Annotated in this window: 22 protein-coding genes; 14 read left to right on the top strand and 8 right to left on the bottom strand. The window is 47.0% G+C overall.

The window, feature by feature from the left end:
- Positions 1 to 106 precede the first annotated feature (106 nt).
- The 12 genes from fbp (at position 107) to H6F73_RS05920 (ending at position 12,235) form a co-directional block, all read left to right on the top strand.
- On the top strand, positions 107 to 1,177 hold the full coding sequence (gene fbp / locus H6F73_RS05975) for a class 1 fructose-bisphosphatase (RefSeq protein ID WP_190757878.1): 1,071 nt from the start codon (positions 107 to 109) through the stop codon (positions 1,175 to 1,177).
- A gap of 92 nt (positions 1,178 to 1,269) precedes the next feature.
- Positions 1,270 to 2,409: a transaldolase gene (gene tal, locus H6F73_RS05970; RefSeq protein ID WP_190757877.1), complete on the top strand. Its 1,140-nt coding sequence runs from the start codon at positions 1,270 to 1,272 to the stop codon at positions 2,407 to 2,409.
- 337 nt (positions 2,410 to 2,746) lie between these two features.
- Entirely contained in the window at positions 2,747 to 4,276 is a 1,530-nt protein-coding gene (gene zwf / locus H6F73_RS05965) for a glucose-6-phosphate dehydrogenase (RefSeq protein ID WP_190757876.1), read from the top strand.
- Between the two features lie 169 nt (positions 4,277 to 4,445).
- Entirely contained in the window at positions 4,446 to 5,825 is a 1,380-nt protein-coding gene (gene opcA, locus H6F73_RS05960; protein ID WP_190757875.1) for a glucose-6-phosphate dehydrogenase assembly protein OpcA, read from the top strand.
- A gap of 66 nt (positions 5,826 to 5,891) precedes the next feature.
- Positions 5,892 to 7,379, top strand: coding sequence for a cobyrinate a,c-diamide synthase (locus H6F73_RS05955; protein WP_190757874.1), 1,488 nt, complete (start codon positions 5,892 to 5,894; stop codon positions 7,377 to 7,379).
- Between the two features lie 80 nt (positions 7,380 to 7,459).
- Positions 7,460 to 7,894, top strand: coding sequence for a DUF29 domain-containing protein (locus H6F73_RS05950; RefSeq protein ID WP_190757873.1), 435 nt, complete (start codon positions 7,460 to 7,462; stop codon positions 7,892 to 7,894).
- Between the two features lie 410 nt (positions 7,895 to 8,304).
- A complete protein-coding gene (locus H6F73_RS05945) occupies positions 8,305 to 9,000 on the top strand; it encodes a hypothetical protein (protein ID WP_190757872.1) in 696 nt (231 codons plus the stop codon).
- Positions 9,001 to 9,194: 194 nt separating this feature from the next.
- Positions 9,195 to 9,971, top strand: coding sequence for a class I SAM-dependent methyltransferase (locus tag H6F73_RS05940; RefSeq protein ID WP_190757871.1), 777 nt, complete (start codon positions 9,195 to 9,197; stop codon positions 9,969 to 9,971).
- 67 nt (positions 9,972 to 10,038) lie between these two features.
- A complete protein-coding gene (locus H6F73_RS05935; protein WP_190757870.1) occupies positions 10,039 to 10,374 on the top strand; it encodes a cupin domain-containing protein in 336 nt (111 codons plus the stop codon).
- Between the two features lie 128 nt (positions 10,375 to 10,502).
- On the top strand, positions 10,503 to 10,988 hold the full coding sequence (locus H6F73_RS05930; RefSeq protein ID WP_190757869.1) for a hypothetical protein: 486 nt from the start codon (positions 10,503 to 10,505) through the stop codon (positions 10,986 to 10,988).
- A gap of 193 nt (positions 10,989 to 11,181) precedes the next feature.
- Entirely contained in the window at positions 11,182 to 11,925 is a 744-nt protein-coding gene (locus H6F73_RS05925; protein ID WP_190757868.1) for an alternative oxidase, read from the top strand.
- Positions 11,926 to 11,965: 40 nt separating this feature from the next.
- Positions 11,966 to 12,235 (top strand): Uma2 family endonuclease, encoded by a 270-nt coding sequence (locus tag H6F73_RS05920; protein WP_190758329.1) that lies wholly within the window; start codon positions 11,966 to 11,968, stop codon positions 12,233 to 12,235.
- A gap of 38 nt (positions 12,236 to 12,273) precedes the next feature.
- On the opposite strand, the gene H6F73_RS05915 is transcribed toward H6F73_RS05920, so the two are convergent.
- Entirely contained in the window at positions 12,274 to 12,978 is a 705-nt protein-coding gene (locus H6F73_RS05915) for a Crp/Fnr family transcriptional regulator (RefSeq protein WP_190757867.1), read from the bottom strand.
- Between the two features lie 378 nt (positions 12,979 to 13,356).
- On the opposite strand from H6F73_RS05915, the gene H6F73_RS05910 reads away from it, so the two are divergent.
- Positions 13,357 to 14,022, top strand: coding sequence for a TMEM165/GDT1 family protein (locus H6F73_RS05910; RefSeq protein WP_190757866.1), 666 nt, complete (start codon positions 13,357 to 13,359; stop codon positions 14,020 to 14,022).
- Between the two features lie 112 nt (positions 14,023 to 14,134).
- On the opposite strand, the gene H6F73_RS05905 is transcribed toward H6F73_RS05910, so the two are convergent.
- The 6 genes from H6F73_RS05905 to petJ all read right to left on the bottom strand — a co-directional run bounded on the left by H6F73_RS05905 (position 14,135) and on the right by petJ (position 20,449).
- On the bottom strand, positions 14,135 to 14,974 hold the full coding sequence (locus tag H6F73_RS05905; RefSeq protein ID WP_190758328.1) for a tetratricopeptide repeat protein: 840 nt from the start codon (positions 14,972 to 14,974) through the stop codon (positions 14,135 to 14,137).
- Positions 14,975 to 15,237: 263 nt separating this feature from the next.
- Complete coding sequence (locus tag H6F73_RS05900; protein ID WP_190757865.1) at positions 15,238 to 16,581, bottom strand: TldD/PmbA family protein; 1,344 nt, start codon at positions 16,579 to 16,581, stop codon at positions 15,238 to 15,240.
- A 269-nt stretch (positions 16,582 to 16,850) separates the two neighbouring features.
- Positions 16,851 to 18,335 carry a TldD/PmbA family protein gene (locus H6F73_RS05895; RefSeq protein WP_347239478.1) on the bottom strand — a complete coding sequence of 495 codons (1,485 nt, stop codon included), beginning with the start codon at positions 18,333 to 18,335 and terminating at the stop codon, positions 16,851 to 16,853.
- A 303-nt stretch (positions 18,336 to 18,638) separates the two neighbouring features.
- Positions 18,639 to 19,028, bottom strand: coding sequence for a nuclear transport factor 2 family protein (locus H6F73_RS05890; RefSeq protein ID WP_190757864.1), 390 nt, complete (start codon positions 19,026 to 19,028; stop codon positions 18,639 to 18,641).
- Between the two features lie 26 nt (positions 19,029 to 19,054).
- Positions 19,055 to 20,074 (bottom strand): aldo/keto reductase, encoded by a 1,020-nt coding sequence (locus H6F73_RS05885; RefSeq protein WP_190757863.1) that lies wholly within the window; start codon positions 20,072 to 20,074, stop codon positions 19,055 to 19,057.
- A gap of 33 nt (positions 20,075 to 20,107) precedes the next feature.
- Positions 20,108 to 20,449, bottom strand: coding sequence for a cytochrome c6 PetJ (gene petJ / locus H6F73_RS05880; protein ID WP_347239498.1), 342 nt, complete (start codon positions 20,447 to 20,449; stop codon positions 20,108 to 20,110).
- Between the two features lie 258 nt (positions 20,450 to 20,707).
- Here petJ and H6F73_RS05875 point away from each other — a divergent pair, with 258 nt between their 5' ends.
- The gene (locus tag H6F73_RS05875) at positions 20,708 to 21,448 is read left to right on the top strand and encodes a DUF928 domain-containing protein (RefSeq protein ID WP_190757862.1); all 741 of its coding nucleotides are present in this window, start codon (positions 20,708 to 20,710) and stop codon (positions 21,446 to 21,448) included.
- A gap of 188 nt (positions 21,449 to 21,636) precedes the next feature.
- On the opposite strand, the gene H6F73_RS05870 is transcribed toward H6F73_RS05875, so the two are convergent.
- Positions 21,637 to 22,725 carry an iron dicitrate transport regulator FecR gene (locus H6F73_RS05870; protein WP_190757861.1) on the bottom strand — a complete coding sequence of 363 codons (1,089 nt, stop codon included), beginning with the start codon at positions 22,723 to 22,725 and terminating at the stop codon, positions 21,637 to 21,639.
- Between the last annotated feature and the right edge of the window lie 16 nt (positions 22,726 to 22,741).

Raw genomic sequence — 22,741 nt, 5'->3', positions numbered from 1 at the left:
TAAGATAGTAAGTGAGGACTGACCGAGCATTGCGGGCCAAGCGAAGCAACCGGCTGCGGCTTTCCTCCAACACGAGTGCGCTTATCGATAGGGAGGATTAAAAACAATGGCAGAACCCAATCAGCCTGTAGCGCAGGAATACGCTTTGGATCACGATTGTAAGACGCTATCGCGTCACGTCTTGGAGCAACTCCATAGCTTCTCTTCAGACGCTCAGGATCTCAGCGCCATCATGAATCGCATAGCCCTCGCAGCTAAGCTGATTTCTCGCCGGCTCAGTCGGGCTGGGTTACTTGAAGGTGCCCTAGGATTCACTGGCGAGGTGAATGTGCAGGGAGAAACCGTCAAAAAAATGGATGTCTATGCCAATGAGGTTTTTATCTCAGTATTCAAGCAAAGCGGCCTTGTGTGTCGCTTGGCATCCGAGGAGATGGAAAAACCCTACTACATTCCAGAAAACTGCCCCATTGGACGCTATACCCTCCTCTACGACCCCATAGATGGTTCTTCCAATCTAGATATCAATCTGAATCTGGGTTCCATCTTCGCCATTCGCCAGCAAGAAGGAAACGATGAGAATGGAGAAGCCCTCGACTTGCTGCAAAACGGACGGAAGCAAATTGCCGCCGGCTACATTCTCTATGGCCCAAGCACCATGCTGGTTTATTCGATCGGCACCGGCGTTCATGCCTTCACCCTCGATCCCAGCTTAGGTGAATTCATCCTCTCCCATGAAAACATCCGCGTTCCCAAGCACGGTTCCATTTACAGCGTCAACGAAGGCAACTTCTGGCAGTGGGAGGAATCGATCCGGGACTACATCCGCTACGTCCACCGTCATGAAGGCTATACTGCCCGCTATGGCGGCGCACTGGTGGGAGACTTCCACCGCATCCTGTTTCAAGGCGGCGTGTTTTTGTATCCCGGTACAGTCAAAAAACCGGAAGGCAAACTGCGCTTGCTCTACGAAACCGCTCCCTTAGCGTTTTTAATCGAGCAAGCCGGCGGGCGGGCGAGCACCGGCACCCAAGATATCTTAGATGTGGTGGCGGAAAAAATTCATGCTCGTACCCCTCTGATCATCGGCAGTCAGGATGATGTGGAACAGGTAGAGTCGTTCATTAAAGAGCGAGCTGAAGAAAAAACACGTAAAAATCAGCATTCAGCCGTCAGTTAATTTGAGATTGGTAATCTACAATCCCAAATTCACTCATCAAAGCTTCCACAATACAACCAGTACAAATCGTCAAAATTTAACCGAGAACAACAATGACAAACAATCCTTTATTGCAGATCGGACAAGAATACGGTCAAAGTATCTGGATGGATAATTTGAGCCGCAGTATTATCGAATCTGGCGAACTGAAAGAGATGATTGAATCGCGCGGCATCATGGGGATCACCTCCAACCCAGCGATTTTTGAAAAAGCGATCGTCGGCAATGCCGCCTACGATGCGGATATCGAAGCCGGGATCAAAGCCGGTAAATCGATTCAACAGATTTATGAATCCCTGGTGTTTGAAGATATTCGCAACGCCTGCGATATCTTGCGCGGCGTCTATCACGAGTCCAACGGTTTAGATGGATACGTGAGTATTGAAGTGCCGCCCAACATGGCCCACAATAGCGAACAGACACTGGAAGCAGCCAACAGCTATTACGAAGCCATCGGTCGGGAAAACGTGATGATTAAAATCCCTGGCACACCCGAAGGCTTAAAAGCCGTGGAAAAAGTCATAGCCGCCGGCATCAACGTTAACGTGACCTTACTGTTCTCCGTTGACAGTTATGTAGAGAGTGCCTGGGCCTATATTCGCGGGTTAGAAGATCGCCTTGCTGCCGGCCAAGACATTTCTAACGTCGCATCCGTTGCCAGTTTCTTCATCAGCCGCATTGATATCAATGTCGATGCCCGTCTGGACAAGCTGATCGCAGCCGCAAGTGACGAAGCCGAGAAAGAGCGGTTACGCCAAATGAAAGGCAAATTTGCCATCGCCAATGCCAAGCTCGCTTACCAGAAATACAAAGAGATCATCAAAACTGATCGCTGGAAAGCCTTGGCAGCCAAAGGCGCAAAAGTGCAGCGGCTGTTGTGGGCTTCCACCGGCACCAAAGACCCCAGTTACAGCGATGTCCTCTACGTCGATGAACTCGTCGGCCCTGACACCGTTAACACCATGCCGCCGGCAACCATTGAAGCCTGTGCGGATCACTGCGACGCCGCCAGCCGCATCGAAACCGATGTGGAAGGGGCTTATAAGCTGGCAGAAGAACTGCCGAAGTTGGGGATCAATCTTGATGAAGTCATGACAGAACTTCTAGTAGAAGGGATCGATAAATTCGTTACGCCCTTCCAGTCCCTGACAAAATCCCTGCAAGACAAAGTGGACAAGTTAGCGCCGGTGTAAGTGAGAGGAACGGTAGGGAATTGGGCAAGAGGAGTTTAGGCAGTGGCGAGTCTGCTGCCCTTCATCCATCCTCGATTTCCAATTCCCAAACCCAATTCTCTCCCTTAATTCGCGATGCCCTAGGAAGTATCCTGCCGGCTGGCTGGAGGGGGCAAAAATAACAGAAGAAGTTCGGGCTGAAATCAAGACTGAGTATCAGGGGCCAATCAATTCTCAAACTCAGCAACTTGAAGAGATGACGGCAAAAGATCAAACCGTTCCGCATCAGCTTGAAGAGATGACGGCAAAATATGAAGCTGTATTAGCAAGACTGGAAGTCATAGAACGAGGAAGGTAGATGGTAGCAGTATTAGAAAATCCCCTGCGCGTAGGATTGACTCAAGAACGAACCCCGGAACCTTTAATTTTGGTTATTTTCGGGGCGTCGGGAGACTTGACTCAACGTAAACTCGTGCCGGCAATTTATCACCTAAAACGCGAGAGACGACTGCCGTCGGAAATGACCATTGTGGGCGTTGCACGGCGCGATTGGAGCCACGACTACTTCCGAGAGCAAATGCGCGAAGGCGTCGAACAGTTTTCCGATGGCATTGGCTCTGAGGCTCTGTGGCAAGATTTCTCCGAAGGTTTGTATTACTGTTCCGGTGACATCGACAACCCGGAAAGCTACCAAAAACTCAAAGCTTTTTTAAGCGAACTGGACGGCAAACGGGGGACGCGCGGCAACCGAGTGTTCTACCTCTCGGTTTCCCCCAAATTCTTCCCAGAAGCCATTCGCCAGCTAGGGACTTCGGGGATGCTGGCAGATGCGACGAAAACCCGCTTGGTGATTGAAAAACCTTTTGGGCGGGACTTGGGTTCAGCTCAGTCTCTCAACCGGGTGGTGCAACAAGTCTGCAAAGAAAATCAGATTTACCGCATCGACCACTATTTGGGTAAAGAAACCGTCCAAAACCTTTTGGTGTTTCGGTTTGCCAATGCCATCTTTGAACCGTTGTGGAACCGGCAATTTGTCGATCACGTTCAGATTACCGTCGCAGAAACCGTAGGGGTAGAAGATCGAGCCGGCTACTACGAAACCTCTGGGGCGTTGCGCGACATGGTGCAAAATCACCTGATGCAACTGTTCTGCCTGACGGCGATGGAAGCGCCCAACTCCCTAAGCGCCGACAGTATCCGCACAGAAAAAATGAAAGTGCTCCAGGCAACTCACTTAGCGGATCTCCGCAACCTGGAAGCCGCAGCGGTTCGAGGGCAATACTCAGCCGGCTGGATGAAAGGCGAACCCGTACCGGGATATCGGGAAGAACCGGGCGTCAACCCCAACTCGATCACCCCCACTTATGTCGCTATGAAGTTGCAGGTGGATAACTGGCGCTGGCAAGGTGTGCCTTTCTATCTGCGAACCGGCAAACGCTTACCGAAAAAAGTTACGGAAATTGCGATTCAGTTCCGCGAAGTGCCATTTTTAATCTTTCAGTCAGCCGCCCAACAGGCAAGCCCGAATGTACTGACGATGCGAATTCAGCCGAATGAGGGCATTTCCTTGCGTTTTGAAGTGAAGACGCCAGGAACAGATTTGCGGACGCGATCGGTAGATATGGATTTTAGCTACGGTTCAACGTTTGGCAAAACTTCAGGCGATGCTTATGACCGGCTGCTGATCGATTGTATGTTAGGCGATCAAACACTGTTCACCCGTGGCGATGAAGTGGAAGAAGCTTGGCGAGTCGTCAGTCCCGCACTCACCGCCTGGGAATCGCCCACTGATCCCGCCACGATTCCCCAGTACGAGGCGGGCACCTGGGAGCCAACAGAAGCCGAACAGATGATGGAACGCGATGGCCGGCGGTGGCGCAGACTGTAGTGTGAATGGCTAATCGCTAATGGCGTTTTCTGCGGGGTTGGCGGTTGGTGATTAATCGTATCGAGAGCTACAAACAATTGCCCAACCGCCACTCAACAATGAAGAACAAGCAATTGGTAATCAGTCAATCGCAAATAACAGAACACTTTTGACAAAGGACAAGTGACAAATGACAACACAAACGGCTCCAATTCTTTCCCTACAGCCGCCTAAAGATGTTTCCATTAGTGAAATCGAGGCGGAACTCAGTAAAATTTGGCAAGCTTTTAATGCCGTTGGCGATGATGGAAATGTGCCGGCGGCGACGCGGGCCACTACATTTAGCTTGCTGGTTTACGAACCCGAAGAAACCCAACAATTACTAGCCGTCTTAGGCTTTTACACCGGCCCAGTTGATGGCATCGGTGGCCCTCGCATGGAAGCAGCGCTTAAGCAAGCCCAGCAAACTTATGGGCTGTCGGTGACGGGCAAACCAAACGAACAAACACTAGATAAACTGCGAGAAGCTTGGCTCAAACAACGTGGGGCAGACTCAAACGGAGATGGCAGTAACAGGAGAGCCACTGCCTTGGATGCGAGAAGCGCGGTAGCCGATGAGATCGCCTCTCGCAACCCTTGTCGCATTATTGCGCTGTGCCCAGTATCTGGGGAAGATGAAGGTGTAAGCGCTCAAGTTTCCGCCTATTGCCCCATCCAAAAACACAGTCAAAGCACGCTGGTGTGCTGCGAATACATCACCCTAAAAGGCACCGTAGAAGCTTTGGAACGGGTGGGGGGGATGATTTCAGCGCTTTTAATCGGAGAACTGCCCAAGTTCCTGTGGTGGAAAGCCGCGCCGGATCTCAATAATCACGGTCTGTTCAAGCGGCTAGCAGAACTGTCTAACTGTGTGATTGTTGACTCTTGCCAGTTTACCGCTCCCGAAGCAGACTTACTACAGGTGCAACACCTTCTAGAGTCAGGCATTCCCGTTGCTGATTTGAACTGGCGACGGCTGGCTGCTTGGCAAGAGTTGACGGCTGAGGCGTTCGATCCACCCGAACGTCGTGCTGCCCTTCAGGAAGTTAATCGCGTCACGATTGATTACGAAAAAGGCAACCCCGATCAAGCGCTGATGTTCTTGGGTTGGCTAGGTAGCCGGCTACATTGGCAACCGATTTCTTATGAAAAAGAAGGCGGAGATTATGACATCAAGCGCATTAAATTCTTAACCCAAGATCAGCGAGAGGTGGAAGCTGAATTGGCGGGAATTCCGACGGCAGACTGGGGAGATATTCCCGGTGATTTAATCGGTTTGCGCTTGACTTCTACCAATGCAGATGCTGACTGCTGCACGGTGCTGTGCTCTGAAACAACGGGTTGTATGCGGATGGAAGCCGGTGGCGGTGCCCAGTCTTGCCGCATTCAGCAAGTTGCACCGATGAGCGATCAAAAGGCTGAGTATTTGCTCAGTCAGCAGTTGCAACGTTGGGGACGCGAGATGCTTTATGAAGAAAGTCTGGCAGTCACGGCGGAGATTATCAGGTTAGTTGAGGGCGTTGAGGGCTAATTGTTCATTGTTCATTGTTCATTAGCGTCAAACTTTTGAACAGTGAACCGTGAAGCGGAAACAACTATGGCTTTAGTCATTGCCGGCGAACGCAGTGGGGTAGGCAAAACAACCGTAACGCTTGCCCTACTGGCGTCTTTAAGGCGTCGGGGTTTTAATGTTCAATCGTTTAAAGTTGGCCCGGATTATATCGATCCGATGTTTCACCAATATGTCACGGGCCGGCCTTGTCGCAATTTAGATGCGGTGCTGACTTCTGAAGCCTATGTGCAGGAGTGTTTTGCCCAGCACACCCAAGCGGTAGAATTTGCCCTGGTAGAAGGGGTAATGGGCTTATTTGATGGGGTGAAAAGCCTTGGCAAAGCCGAAGCAATGCCCCATGCCCCATTCCCAATGCCCAAAAATGACTTTGCCAGTACCGCCCACATTGCCAGACTGCTGCAACTGCCGGTGTTGCTAGTGATTGATTGCAGCCGGCTATCTGGTTCTGTAGCTGCGATCGCTCATGGTTATCGTTCACTTGATCCCCGCTTGCAATTTGCCGGCATCGTGCTCAACCGCGTCGGTAGCGATCGCCACTTGCAACTACTAGAAGAGGCGATCGAACCCCTGCAATTACCGATTCTGGGCGTACTGCGCCGGCAAGATAATATTACCCTTCCCGACCGGCATCTGGGCTTAGTGCCGGCAGATGAACTGACAGATTTAGATGCTGTACTTGACAAACTTGCACATATTGGTAACGACTGCTTTAATTGGGAACACTTGTTGCCCTTATTAGAAAAATCAACCACAGACACACACAGAAACACCCCAGAAAAACATCTGCGTTTATCTGCGTTTATCTGCGGTTCAAAATCAAAAATCCGATTAGGTATCGCATACGATCACGCCTTCAATTTCTACTATCAAGATAATTTAGATATCCTCGAATCTTTAGGTGCCGAATTAGTATTTTGGAGTCCCTTAAAAGACAGCTTGCCGGCAGACATACAAGGATTGTATTTTGGGGGCGGGTTTCCAGAAGTCTTTGCTGAAGAATTAAGTCAAAATTCCCAAGTATTGCCGGCAGTTAAACAAGCAATTACAGCAGGAATGCCGGTTTATGCAGAGTGCGGCGGACTAATGTATTTATGCGAAAAAATTGTTGATTTTGAGGGGCATTCTTGGCAGATGGTGGGAGCGCTGCCGGCAAGGGCGGTGATGGGGAAGCGTTTAACATTAGGATACCGACAAGCAACTGCCTTGCAAAATACAGCGCTACTGGCTGCCGGTGAGACTGTTTATGGGCATGAATTCCACCGTTCAGAACTCACCCTTTTAGGAAAAGAGGGGGAGGCGAGTATTCTTGATATGCCAACACCGCTCTATCAGGCTGTTGGCATCTCTCCTCAGCTTTCGGCTAGCGCAGGAGTAATGGAAGGCTGGATATCCCATCAATTACACGCTTCTTATATTCATCTGCATTGGGGCGCTTTTCCAGAGATGCCGGTGCGATTTTTACAACATTGTTTACAGTTCAATCCTCTTTCAAATTCGGTCGATAAAATTTAACTTTTCTCTCAAGCAAAGCGTTATTATTGAGGTGCTATAGGCATGGTTAGTGATGCAGCGTTAACGTTATAGATTGAGCTATGAATGAAACGTATCTAGCAGATTTCAATGCGTGGATTGACCAAACAGCCCAGCTATTGCGGGATCGTCACTGGCATGAAATTGACGTAGAGCATCTAATTGAGGAGATTGAGGGCTTGGGCAAAAGTGAACGGAGGGCGATTATCAGTCAATTAACTCGCCTTTTACTACATTTGCTCAAGTGGCAATATCAACCTCAGCGTCGTTCGGATAGTTGGCTAGATTCTATAACTGATGCTCGGACTCAAATTGAATTATCAATTGAAGATAGTCCCAGTCTCAAAGATTATCCCGCAGAGCAACTTGAAGAGAGTTACCAACGCGCGCGTCGCCAAGCAGCTAAACAAACGACTCTAAATATTTCAGTGTTTCCAGAAGAGTGTCCCTATTCTTGGAGTCTAGTCTTAGATGAAGACTGGCTACCAGAAGACTAAAATCTCAATGTAACTCATATCAAATCCGATTATGACAGGCTCCCTACAAGCTTACTAAATCTGCTTTTAGCAAAGGTTTCCGTATCGAGGACAGGAGTTTTACTAAAGTGGATTTGGTACGAATGGAATCAATCAAGGGGACAGTGTGTCTCAAAGGAACTTTATTGAAGCAATTTTTGGAATCACCGCTTACAGCAACACGAACGACGTAGAGCGTTTTTCATTGAAGAGTTTTTGCGACACAACCAATTTGGCGTTTTATGCCGAATCATTCTGCATATCCACCCACTATGGGATCTTAGGCGGAAACTTTCTGTCCATTAATAATTGTGCTGTAAGCCAGCTTTTCTTCGCGCACAATTTAGAAATGCCTTATATTATTGTACATGGCTATGTGAGCACGTCACCAAATGGAATGGAAAGCTCTAGAACCTTTACAGCTACTAACGTGCGGACGCAGGCTGGATGTAGCAGGATTTGTCCTTGGCGATTGCTTTGAGATAATTTTACGAAACATCTCAGAGGTTTATTTGAGTGCTGCATGGACACGTGTATCAGAATGCCTGAAACGAAATCAAATTGTTGCTAACGATTTAAGTTGGGGCTGGATGCACTCTGGAGAGACAAGCGTTCCTAACTCAGATTGCACGCCCTCAATCCGCATCGTTACCCCGACAGATTTTACGGGATGGACAAGTTGTGAATTGTCGGATATCTGGCGAACAGGAGAATGTGACCGCCTTGATGCAGAGTTGAAGGATGGTACTCCATCAATCCGTTGCACAGCCACATGGCGCTCACTTAAATGGAGCATTGCGCCGGAAGACTATCAATTGGCGTTGAAACTTATTGCAGTCAACTGCACAGAAGAAGTCTCAGATTGGGACCCCAGATATGTGTTGCAGAACATCAATGAACCAATTGAACTCTGGCGTCAGATAGGCAAAGCCCTACAAGACAATAATCAGCAGCAGATTGACACGTTGTTAGAAGAAGCCAAGTATTCATATACATCTTTGGGATACCGGATTCTTCTGCGAGGATATAAGACGTACCTTGACAGCGGCATTCACGAAGGTGAAGTCAGTTTGCCGGAGTTGACGTAACAATAGAGATTATAATGCGCCGCATTGCAGCACAATCAGTCATTACACCCGACCGCTTACAGACTTATAGGTAGTTTATTATAACCGGATTTGGTATCAGATACCGATATCGGCAACTATGAGCTAGCTCAAAGTCAGAAGCGGAAATTTTTGCCATTGTAGTGAATAGCACCGGCTCCAACAAGGTGAACGCTATGAGCAACGCGACTTTGAATTTCCAAACAGCATCGGGTCATCAAATACTGGCAGCCGCCGGCAAAACGATTTTACGGCCTGGTGGGCGCACTGCCACAGAACAATTATTTCAATGGGCTAATTTTCAGCCTGGAGAAACAGTGCTAGAGTTAGCGTCTAGTTTTGGCTACAGTGCGATCGCCCTGGCTCAGCGTTTTGGCGTGCGGGTTGTCGGTGTTGAAAAAAATCCAGAAAGTGTAGAACGTGCCCGTGCTAATGTTCAGGCTGCCGGCTTAGAAGGGCAAGTCGAAATTATTGAGGGAAATATTTTTCATTTAGATACCATTTCTGAGCAGTTTGATTGGGTTTTTGCAGAAGCAATTCTATCCATGCAATCTGCACCGGGAAAAGCTAAAATCTTGAAAGAAATTCAGAGCCGGCTTAAACCAGGTGGCAAGTTTCTCTCTCACGAAATGGTCGCCAAAACTCGTGAAGCAGAAATTCATCAAGATTTAGCACAAATTGTGCGAAGCAATACGACACCGCTATCTGAAACGAACTGGAAAGCAGCTTTTACAGCAGCCGGCTTGCAAGTTCAGCAGCAAAAAACCGGGACGCTGGCATTGTTAGATTTGCGGCAAGTCATTCAAGATGAAGGCTTGTTGAGTACGGCTAAAATTTTGTGGAATGTGTTAACTCACCCTCAGATCCGGCAGCGAGTGCTGGCAATGCGCGGCGTGTTTAAGAAATATCAGCAGGATTTGGGATACATCATTCAGTGTGCAATTGCTGAGTAAGCTTGCCCATTTGAGAAATAAAAATCAGTACCTTTGCATTCGCTACAATTAAAGAGGTTAAAAGACCATGACAACTCCAACTGTAACCGGCTCATCTTCAATCATTCGACTGCAAGAGCAAATCGAATACCCTCATGCCGGCGTCCTCAGCAAAGTGCTGGTGAAAGATAAAAATTGTCAATACACCCTATTTTGCCTAGCTGCCGGCACCGATATTTCAGAACATTCTTCGGCTCGGAATGCAACCGTCAATGTCATTGAAGGGCGAGGAATTCTGAATTTAGAAGGGAAAGATATTAACCTTGAGCCGGGCGTTTTTATCTTTATGCCGGCTCATGCGCTCCATGCCTTAAAAGCCGAAGAAGATTTAGCTTTCCTGCTCACCCTTTCTGAAGCGACTTAATCAATACTTGAGGAAACTCTTTTGTAAATTTGGGATTTTAAATCAAACTCTCAAATTTATGAGCTACCTCATAGTCAGCAACTCATTTGGCAAAGTAAACTCAGTTTGTTGTTTTGAAGTACGAAGTGATGCAAGAAGTATTTACCCAACATCTCAATTTATCTGCTGCTGAGTTAGAAGAAGTGCTTTCACTCAGTTTGACGGATCTTCTCAACTCAGTGCAAATTAAGGACGCATTAAACAGCTTAGATGTTCAAACACTCAGAGAAACGTTGCCAACCGCAGCCAGTGTATTAGCTGAAAGACTTCCTCCTTTTTATAATTGGTTAAAAAATGAGTTAGGAGTTCAGCGCGTTCCAGACAGTCCAGCTCACACAACTAAATGGGTAATTGGGTTTGTTAATAACCAAGAAAGCTTAACTCGTTTAGTTGAATTGCATCGTCCCGTTCCGAGGCCGGCATTAGAACGTTCGGTTGCTCCTTTAGTGGCGGCATTTGATGGCGTAGAAGACGAGCAAATTCGGCAAAAATGGCAAAAGGCGATCGCAGCACTTTGCTTACCTCTCGTTGTTGCCGCTCGTGAAGAGGAGCGATCTCGCCTTGTAAAAGCGTAACAATATCCAGACTTACGCATCCTCATCACCCTTCAAGCTGCGAAGTTATACCAATGATGGTTGGGTACTGACTGAACAGTACCCCCCTCTTTAGATAGAAGTCGCCTTTCCCTCCAAATACTATCCTTAGTAAGTCAAGGTTCAATCTACTTTCAAGAATCAATTTGACAGCTCTTGTTAGGAGAAATTAGAAATGATTCGTCTACTTGTCAATGTTTTAGAGTGGATTCTGAACACTTTTTATCGCAATCGCCGTTATCCTCGCTTCTTTGTTTTAGAAACGGTGGCGCGGGTTCCCTACTTTGCCTATACTTCAGTGCTTCACCTTTACGAAACGATGGGGTGGTGGCGTAAGGCAGACTGGCTAAAAATTCACTTTGCTGAGTCTTGGAACGAGCTACACCACCTGCTAATTAGTGAAGAATTGGGAGGTAACAAATACTGGATTGATCGCTTTATTGCCCATGCCGGCGCTTTGGTTTACTACTGGATTGTCGTTTCTGTGTACATCCTTTCACCCCGTTCTGCTTATCACTTTATGCAGCTGGTGGAAGAACACGCTTACCATACTTATGATGAGCTTCTCAAAGAGCATGGGGACGAACTAAAAACTCAGGCTCCACCCCAAATTGCCCTCAGTTATTACAGAAATGGCGACCTCTATATGTTTGATGAATTCCAAACAACGCGCCCGCCAGAGGAACGCCGCCCGCATATTGAGACACTCTATGACGTGTTTGTTGCCATTCGAGATGATGAAATGGAACACGTGAAAACAATGGTTGCGTGCCAAAAAGATGATGCCAGAGCGAGCTTTAAGAGTCCGCACAGTCCTGATAAAGTGGCACTACCTGAAGCGAGCAAAGCCGGCATTGAAAGCAATGAAGAAAGTTTAGAGGAAGAAGCGGTTGAAAAAGAGCCGGTAGAAATGCAGTAGTGCTCTTTTTTATCAAGCGCTCTAACGTTACGCAGCTAAAATTGATTCGTCATCACTCAACCGGCAGACGATTGAAATTCTCTCTCACGAACAGAAGCCGAATCAAGTCATTGGCAACATTCTCCACTGTCTGCGCTACGGTTGTCGATTGGGATGGTTTATTGATCCTGATGACTTTAGTATTTTAGTATTCCTCCCAAACCAACAGCCAGAATTGTTACAAGGAGGAGATCGCTTGCCGGTGCTAGAAGAAATTAACTTGGAGCTAACAGCAGAGCAAGTGTTTGGATGGCTTAAAATGGGAAGTTAGACTATTTAAAGATTATCTGAGCCGGCAATTTTTTACTGTCAATCCTTAAGTTCTTTACCGGCAGCGATTTCTTCTAATGCTTTCATATCCAAAATTGTAATTTTCCCGCCGCGACTGTAAGCCACAACTGATTTAATAGTTTTAATCAGGCGCAGGCATTCTTCATAAGTAATTCCGATACTGCGAGCGATTTGATAGTAAGAAAGCTTAGATTTTAAAACAAAGCCGGCTGCCGTTTGCTCCGTGCCATCTTGTGAGGCAGAATATAAAATTAACCGCGCTAACCGTACAATTGCGCGTTCTGACACTAATCCATGTACGGTGTCGTGAAGCTGCTGGATTCTTTGATTAAATACCATCAGCATTCGCAAGGCAATCTCTGGTTTTTGCTGAATGGCTTCGAGTAAAGCATCTCGATCTACAGTAAGAATTTCGCTATCAGATTCGGCGGTAACGGTTGCCGGCGCAATGCCATTGCCTAAGAGTGCCGGTGCGGCAAAAATTTCCCCAGTTAATAAGGTGCGGAGAATCGTTTCTTTACCGGCAGCCGAGGTTTTGGTGACGCGAAGGGAACCCTTGAAGAGTGCATAAAGCTTCGCCGGCAAGCGATCCCCTTCTTGCATGACAATTTCCCCCGGCTGAAATTGCTTCACTTGGCTATAAGCCTGCAACCGTTCTAATTCTGGGGATTCTAAATCTGAAAAAATCAGAATTTGTGCGAGTTGTTCAATGGTAGCTTTCATATTTTTTTCATAGTTTCTGCTTAATTAAACTCTCCCCATCTCTCTTGAAGCGGGGAGTACATCCCAACAGCTCATCTCTCATTTGATATCCGTTTAAGACTCAAAATCTTCCGCCTAGGGTATTGTATATATCTAAAGATAGATGTAAAATGACTGATATCCGAAGGGGAGTAGCTGCCGGCACACAAAAAAGTCGGCCCATCTAAATCAACATACTGGCAAATTGCCTGGTTTAGATGACAAGTTTTTGAAATTAAACGTCAAATACTTGGGAGCGAGACCTTCACTGAGTTCACATCGTTAGTGAGCTTGGTGAAGTCTTAATTGCTTCCATCAAGCTCACTCATTCAATAGAGAAATTGAGAGGAGCTTGAAAGCGTGTTAACAGCGTTTACTGCCGGCTTATTATTAATTACGGTTTCAGAATTAGGCGATAAAACATTTTTTATTGCCGTCATTTTATCCATGCGCCACTCGCGCCGGCTCGTATTTACCGGCGTCACAGCAGCCTTGGCAGCGATGACGGTGCTATCTGTACTCATCGGACAAGCGGCATCCTTACTCCCCCAAATTTATATCACTTGGGCAGAAATTTTATTATTTATCGGGTTTGGGATCAAGCTGCTGTATGAAGCCAGTCAGATGCCGGCAAAAGCTGAGTGTGCTGAAGCCGAAGAAGCCGCCGCCGTTGTCGAGCAAGCCGAGTTGAACTTATCAGCGACTCCCTTAAAAAATAGCGCCACTTCCGCTTTTTCGTTGAACTCACCCCAAATGGCAATTGTCTTTCAATCCTTTCTGATGACATTTTTAGCCGAATGGGGAGATCGTACCCAATTTGCCACCATTACCTTAGCCGCCTCCAATAATGCAGCCGGTGTTACTCTCGGTGCTATTTTGGGACACAGTATTTGCGCCGCGATTGCAGTTTTGGGGGGACGCATGATCGCTTGTCGCATCTCTGAGCGGATCATGACAGCGATCGGAGGCGCACTGTTTCTAATTTTTGGTGTACTCGCCTTCTTAGAAGGCGTTGTGAAATCGTAAAAAATCAAGCACAGACACGAAAATGCTTGACAAAAGTTGTTGCTAAAATTCCAGATGGGAAAATTTTAACCGCAGAGGAAAACATGAATAATTTGTGTTCCTCTGCAGAAGACTACTCTTGAGGCGCGTTACTGGGCAAACTCTCAGTCGGGGTTGCAGCCGGCGTTGGAGTCGGTGCCGGCGCTGCGGCTGCTAGTTGCTGAATTTGATCTTTATACTTTGCCGGCGCTAAAGTCGTCGCCTTTGAGAATAGAGACGTTGCCTCGCCAGATTTGCCTTGTCGTTTGAGTACAATTGCCTTGCCTAGCACGGGGCGAAAATCGTCAGGCTTATTTTTCGTGAGTTCATCGTAAATCGCCAGGGCTTCCGCATAACGTTTTTCCTCGGCGTATACCTGCCCTAAAATTAGTTGCACCGAAAGCACATCAATACTGCCGGGGGCAACCTGATTCGCTTGAGGAGCGCCTTTGAGCGTATCTTGCAGCAACCCAATTGCCGCTTCTGGGCGGTTTTGTTGCAGCAGCAAACTCACTAATCCTTGCAGCGCCTCAACATTTCCGGGCTTACTTGTCAGAATTGAGCGATAAGATTGGGCAGCACCTTCGCGATCTCCAATTTGTTGCTTCGCTTGAGCGAGGAGCACGCCATAAAGTGGCTCTTCAGGATTTGACTTCGACAGTTGTTCGAGGGGGACGATTGCCCCTTTAATATCACCCAACTCTAGCCGAGTCCGTAATAGCCCTTCCAGCGCTGCCTTATTTCCCGGTTCACGCTGCAAAACAAGTTCATAACCCCGCGCCTGCGCTTCCAAGTCTACCTGCTTAGAAGGCTGCTGCGCCGCCTGCTGGGTGGTTGCCGGCGTTGCTTCAGGAGGCACTTGATTTGCCTTAAGAACATCACTTAAAAGGGGAAGGATGGAAAACCCCACAAAGGCGATGAGTGCCAACACCATCACCACTCGAACAATCAAGCGACTGCGTTTTTGGGACACAAAACTGCTTTGAACTCTACAGAGATTATCGAGCAAGAAGGGATAGTCCAGTGCTGTGATCGCTCTCAACGCTCCATTGCCGGTTAAATATCCCCACTTCCCCCCTAGATTAACATGGCGAGGCAAAAACGCCTCGGTGCTTGTCACAAAGAAGCCGGCAACTCCTTTCCAGAAGTGCCGGCTGCTTTGTTACCGTTCAAGGATGCAAACTAGATGTTTTAAACTTAGGCTTCTCCAGTGATAGACAGCCCATCCACCCATATTCTGGGGCACACGCCGCCAGGAGTCAGTTCTGCATCTGGTTCGACAAAAATAATCGACTGGAGGACTTCGCGAAAGTCACCGGCAACCGTTGCAGATTCAATGCTCGTCAATTTGCCGTTATTCACCATCCAACCATCAAACGGCAGAGAAAACGAACCCTGTAACGATTTAACGCCGGCATGAAGTGCCTGCAGATCATCGATGAAAATCACATTGTCTGCATTCGCAAGGCTATATTCCTGCTCAGCTTTCGCACCTTGAAGGACATGATAAAAGTGCGAACTGACCATAACTTTAGAGCCAATATTTGCATGACCCGTAGGCTGAGCGTTGAGCCTTTTTGCGGTGCCGGCACTGTGAAGAAAGTTGGTTAAAGTACCATTTTCAATTATCGAAATCCGACGAGTCGGCGTGCCTTCACCATCAAAGGTTTCCGCTCCAATATTCGCTGGATGTAGTGCGTCATCGTAAACCGAAAGCAAAGGAGAAGCAATATTTGTTCCCAAAGATTCAGGCGTCGATAAACTTTGCTTATCCAGAATACTTTGAGCATTGTACAAGTTAGAAAATGCCCCTAACAAGCTCAAGAATGCTTCCGCAGAGAAAACAACGGTATATTTACCAGTCTTGACTTTTTCATAGTTCAAGTGACTGATCGTTTTCTCAGCCGCTTCTTTCAAGCAACCTTCAATATCGAGCTGTTCCAAACTACGGCTGAGTTTAAACGCGCCGGCACTGCGGGGTTTTTTCCCTTCCTGTTCAGTTTTGCTGTAAAGATAGATAGAAGCAATCGAGCGGGATTCATTCCTTGTCGCGCCGGCACTGTTGAGATAAAACCTGTCAATCTCTCGTTGAGCCAAACCATTGTAAGGCACCCCTTCAATAGCCGGATGCGCCGCTAACAGTTCCTTTTCCGCTTCTATCAGACTTTCTATCAACTGAGAAACTGGCGCTTGGGTTGCCTTCTCATCCGATGACTTTTCGAGGGGCACAGTCGCTTCTGGGCTAAAATCAGGAGCATTATCCTTGACCCCAAAAAAACTTGCCTCATAAGCCGTTTCCAAGGCTAATTTCAGGCCATTTGGATCAACATCAGTTGTGCTGGTGACACCCACTGTATTGTCATCATTCCAAACACGAACCGTCACACCAGAGCGATTAGAAGCCTTAACTTGTTTCGGCGCTCCTCTATCGACTTGAACGCTCGTTTCATCAACACTCGATCCATAAATATCGAATTTTTTGATGCCGAGTTTCTCAGCATTTTCCTTGGCGTGATTAGCAATTTCGGTGATATTCGGCATAGTCACTTGTTGAGTTTAAAACAGGGCAATTTAACCACAGATAAACGCAGATATTTTTGAGATTCATCTGCATTTATATCAACGCAACCAATCACTCAAATCTTCATCTGTGTGCATCTGTGGTTAAAAAAATCTTCTTCCGTAATCTTCGGCACAGTCACTTGTTGAATTTAAGACAGAAAAGAATTAACCGCAGATAAACACAGATATTTTTGAGATTTATCTGCATCTATTCTTCATCTGCGTGCATCTGCGGTTGAAAACAATCTTTACCGGCCACCAACAGTAATGGAATCAACCTTAATATGGGGCTGTCCAACAGTGGTGTAAATACTGCCACTAACAGAACCGCAGAAACCGGCAGCCAGACCGATATCTTGGGAACACATGGAAATTTTGTTCATAATTTCCTTAGCTTCCCCGATTAAGATGGCTCCTTTTAAAGGTTTCGTAATTTTGCCATTTTCAATCAGATAAGCTTCTTCCACAGAGAAGTTAAATTCTCCAGTTGCGCCAACACTACCGCCGCCCATCTTTTTGCAATAAATGCCTTTATCGATGGAAGAGAATAAATCTTCGTTGGTGTATTCTCCGGGGGCGATATAAGTATTTCGCATCCGGCTAGCTGCGGCAAACGTATAATTCTGCCGGCGTCCACTGCCGGTTCTGGGATGTCCAGTTAGCAAGGAACCTGAGCGATCGGCTAAGAAGTTTTTCAGCACGCCTTTTTCAATCAGCAGGGTGCGTTGCGCCGGCATTCCTTCATCGTCCATATCGATGGTGCCGAAAGCGTTTGGCGACAGTCCTTCATCCCAAGCTGTTAAACTTTCGTGGGCAATTTTTTCGCCTTTTTTATCAGCAAAAGGAGTGGTTTTGCGTTCAATTTGAGTGGTTTCTAGCAGGTGTCCACAAGCTTCGTGGAAAATCACGCCGCCAAATTGATTTGCCATGATAATCGGGTAATTTCCCGATTCCACATAATCTGCATAAAGCATGATGCCGGCGGATTCTGCAACTTCTTCGGCGGCAGCTTCAGGATTCCACTTTCTCAAAAAGTCTGCTTCGCTGGTGCTGCCGTCGCGCTTGGCAATCGATGAACGGTTGGCACCGTCAGCGCACAACAGGTTGTATCCGACAGATTGAGTCAGGCGGATGTCACGGGCAAAAGTGCCATCACTGGCAGCAACTAAAACTTCTTGCCAATCTCTGAAATAGCTGGTGCGTCGGGATTGGATATGCTTTGCTTTGCGTGTCAGCAAGGCGCTGGCATCCAGCAGCACTTCTCCCATTTCTCGGATAGGGCTACACTGAGGCAACCAAGCATCTTTCCCTTTTTTTGTAGCGTAGTCTCTGAGGAGTTCTAAATTAATTTCAGGGATGAATGCGTTGGGTGCCGGCAGTTGCAGTCCCAGGATAGAAAGACCTTTTTCTAGGGCAGATTTTAGCCCAGAAAATGAAAGATCATTGGTGCTAACGTAGCAATCGGCTTTGCCGCGAAACACTCTAACGCCAGCGCCGGTGGAAAGACGCGGCGAAATGCTGGTGATGGTATCTTCTTCTGCCAAACAGCTAATATAGTTTGCACGTTCTAAGAAGAATTCAATAAAGTCCGCACCGGCAGCGCGTCCGAGTCCTAAAAGCGTTGATAGAGGCGCTTCCCAGGTTTCATCGAAGCGATCGGGGGTTGAGGTGTATTGAAGGGTAGGTAGTTCTTTGGAAAGCAGTAATGTACTGGGATGCATGGATAGCGTCATCAGAAGAACGTCCTTCAGAGAGTAGGCTGACTTTTCTTTGGTTTGTCCAGTCTAACAAATTCCTGAAACTCCGGCTGGACAATGGTTTTTTGCAGTGGCTGCTACAGCCTTTATAACCTAGGAATTTTATTTAGCAAGTAATTTCTAGTATTCTCTTTTTTTAGTTGTTGTGTCGATTGTGGATAGGCGTAGTGAAGGTGGGGGTAATAGCGATCCCCGAACTTTGATTTTTGTGCTATGCACCAAATTCTGCCGCCAGCGAAGTCTGCCGCAAATGCTGCGATTGGTTCAACGCTGTCACTTCTAGCGCATCATTGGACTGCCGTGATGGTGGATTAAATACCATTTTCCACCCAAGAATTCAAAAATATTGGTTGCCATTGATTCTGCTTGAATTCGTCTGCCGGCACTCACTTGCAGCACTTTTTCGACTAAAACAATGTAACCAATATCATTGCGAACATCTGCTGTAATAATCTCGGTTTCGATTTCGATATAATTGGTATTTTTAAATATCAACTCCCAAGAGGCACGGATTTCTTTCCACCCCCGGATTGCGTTGCGTCCAGGGTGAATGCAAAGCGTGCCGATTCCTTGCGACCAAATCGCACTCATTGCTTCTATGTCCTTTTTTTCAAAGGCTCGATAAAATGCTCCGTTAGCGGCTAAGACTTCATTTCGTTCTTCTGTCATTTCAATTTTACAGTTTAAATGAACAATCACCGCCGGTATTCGTCGCCGCAGTCTCCGATAAGTTTATACAAATCCCGTGAGTTACGGATAACTGCATCGATTTGTGCCTCATCTTCTGCATCTAAGCTGAAGTTAAATACTCTGGCATTATCTTCTAAATGTTCTGATACACCCAGCCGTGCACCGACAATAACGCCCCCAACTGCCGGCAGGTCTAAAATAGTACGAACGGCTACATTTGCGATGCTGACTTGATGTTTATCTGCGATTTGCTTGAGCGCGTTAAGTAATTCTTGAAATAACTTCCAGCCGCCCCAATTATCTACCATATTTTTGTATTTTCTCAAACTAGCGGTTGCTAGTTCTCCGCCACGGGGTTCGGGCTTTCCGAGATATTTTTCTGACAGCAAGCCACCGCAAAGTGTGCCGTAGGTAAATAGTTTGATGTCGTGTTGCCGGCACAATTCAACCATATTCACTAAAGGCCGGAGATCTACCAAAGAAAATTGCACTTGGTTAGATACTATTTTGATGTTATTATCAAGAATTATTTTTAAATGTTCAGTGTCAAAATTTGTCAGTGCCAGATGCTTAATTTTGCCCTCTTGTTGAAGTTCCGTCATATATTTGAGGGCGGCCAGATAATTTTCGTCTTTGTATTCCCACCAGTGGAATTGCATTAAATCGAGGGATTCAACGTTCATTCTCCGCAGGGAGATATCAATATTTTCTTCAACCAGCTTTCGGGTCATTTTTCCCGGTCTGGGCACCCATTTCGTAAAAGCTTGTAAATTAGAAAGGGCATCTTTCCCACGGGTTGAAATTAGTTGCCGGCGAAACTCACCAATAAAATCCTCGGCAGGGCCATAATGGTCTGCCAAATCCCAAGTTGTGAAACCGGCATCCAGATATTTAAACATATTCTCAATAGCAGCCTGCCGGTCAATTTTTCCGTGACCCCCAGATACTTGCCACATTCCATTTAACACGCGGCAGATATTTAAATCAGGGGTAAATTGCAGCCGACTGGATTCGGGTAAATTCATTTTTAATCCTTATTTCTGTTTTATCTAACCAGTTTAACGCCAATCTTTCTCGGCTTGATCTAATACATAAGCTGAGACATCTTCTATCTGCTGTTCGCTTAAGCGATCTTTGTACGCAGACATATTATTTTTTCCGTTTGCAACGATAGATGAGATCGCTTCGATTGAATCCATCCCATTTCGCTTTAACGCTTTTTGCTTCAAATTCTTACCGCGCCTAATAATATTACCGCCATTAATATGACAGCCGGCACACTGGACGCTAAAAATTTGTTCGCCGTTCGCAATATCTGCCGCTAAAGCCGGCTGGTTAAAGGTAAGATTTAGTCCGATCACTACCAGCATTATGGCTGTTAATAACTTTTTCAATGAAATGCCCCTCAACTACATAAATAATTTCAAAGAACTAAACACAATCGTCAAGTTTAGATCTTCAATGCCCAATGCCCATACCTTTAGGTTGGCGAAGCCTTGCCCAATGCCCTATGCCCCTACCTTTAGGTTGGCGAAGCCTTGCCCATCCCTCTAAATTATTACCACAAAACGGGATTCGCTGCTTAAAATATTGACAACCCCAGAAAACGAAGCCAAGCTTGACTTGAAATCTATATTAAGCTCATCGAGATTTAGAGCGTGATTTTACGAAAGTCGCTTCGTCTATTAGCAATTTTCACCGGCATTCTTTCTCCCGCTTGGGTAACGGTTCCTGCTGGAGTGGCGCAGCAGCCGGTGCAGGAACAAATTAGCTTGCAATTCCCAAAAACATCAGATCGAGGTGCGCCGGCAAGAACGACAGGGGGAGGATCGCGAGGTTCTTCTTGTGTCGCAGAAGGGGAAACACCGCTTATTGCATTGATGCCTACACGCAATAATGTTGGCACAACCGTTGCCGCCCATCCTAGTTTATTTTGGTATATTCCTCAAACTCGCGCTCAATTAGCAGAATTTGTTTTAATTAACAGCCAAGGGGATGAAGTTTATCTGGCAACTGTTACACTTGCCGGCACGCCAGGTATTCTTAAATTTAGTTTATCGGAAACGGTGGCTTTAGAAATAGGTCAAGATTATTTATGGCAGTTTGCGATAATTTGTGATTCGCAAGATCGGGAGTCGGATGTGTTTGTTCGGGGATTATTGCAACGCAGAGAATTGAGTAGAAATTTACAAAATCAGCTCAAGTCTGCTACAGGTTTAGAACAAGCTAAGGTTTATGCAAGTGCAGGAATTTGGCATGATTCTTTGGCAATAGTTGCTGAGTTACGCAGTAATGAGCCGGCAGAGTGGGAAGAGTTTTTAAATTCTATTGGATTATCAGATATTGCTAATTCGCCTTTTTTGGAGGGGCCGGCAGTGGAAAAGTTTTCTGATCTTTAGTGTTGTTGCAAATATATTATTTTTTTAACCGCAGATGCACGCAGATAAACGCAGATGGGTTATTTGTGAGGGGTGAGGGTTTGTGGTTTTTAAGATATTTGAGATTTGTGCCAGTTTTAGCCAGGGAGTTGAGTCCCTGGCGGGTTTCAGAAGAATGAAACGTGCTGCCTGCCGGCACATCGGACTTATTAGGGCACTGCGATGTTATAGTGACGCTCACGGACGGAAGGGCCACGCACTACGATCCTGACGCGACGACTCGCCGGCATGGGGACGATTGCTTTAAATTTACCGTCTGCGCCGGCCTGAATTGCCCGATCATTGATATACAGTAAATCCATCGGATCGACTTGACCTGTAACTCGGACGGTGCGCGGCCCTAGTTTGAACACATGAAATCGGCTGAGATCGGCTAGGGGGGGTGTTCTTTGGGGAGTCGCCGGCGCTTTTCCTGGCTCGATGACGGTAAAGAAGCCGGCATTTACGAGGACTTGCGTGCCTTGAGCTTCAGCGGCAACGATGCCATCAACGGTATCAACGCCGGTTTTGCCGATGGGGCCAACATCCACCCCGAAGGAGGTTCCGCTGACTCCAGCAACACCGGCAGGGGTGCGAACTCTCACTGGCGACGCGCTGGCAGATGAACTTTCTTGCGCGATGTCATCGAGTTTACCCAGTCCCGTAACCGTATTTAGGGCGGCAACTTGGGTGGTTTCGGCTTCTCCCCTCACAGAAGTCGGTCTGGCTACAGATCGGGCGATCGAGAGTCTTACTCGTCCTGCCGGCACAGCAATTGCGGTCACTTGGTTGGGATCAATCCCCACATCTCCCGCCAGGGTTTGAATTTGGACGGTTGTTCTTTCTGCAACTTCCACAACGCCAATATAACTGTCGATCCGCAAACGCGCAGTGGAGTTTTTCCCGGTGATTAATTCATCCCCTTCCGCAGTCAGACGATCGCCCACTTGTGCCGGTCGCCCGTTAATTGTGACAGTGCCTTTAAGTTCCTCCACTCGCAACCCCCGTCCCGCAGCGGTTCCCTGCGCGATGATCGTATTGCCCGAAGTTGAATCAGCAATAATTGCCGGCTCAAGATCGAGAAAATGTGACTTGATCGGCGCGGCAACCGCGTCCGTTGCCTGTGATCGCTGTGTGGAAGATGGAGAATTGGCACCGGCATTGGCTCGTTCTGTCAGTAATGAGCCGGCAACAAGAGCAAGAAATAAGCCGGTTGAGGCGAATCTCCAAAAGCCTAAACACCGCAAAAATTGATTCATGTTTATATTTTGTGAT

Origin of the sequence: Microcoleus sp. FACHB-68 (genome assembly GCF_014695715.1) — a bacterium.
Lineage (GTDB): Bacteria > Cyanobacteriota > Cyanobacteriia > Cyanobacteriales > Oscillatoriaceae > FACHB-68.
Note: the sequence above shows the minus strand (reverse complement) of the source record. Positions and strands in the feature narration are given on the sequence as shown.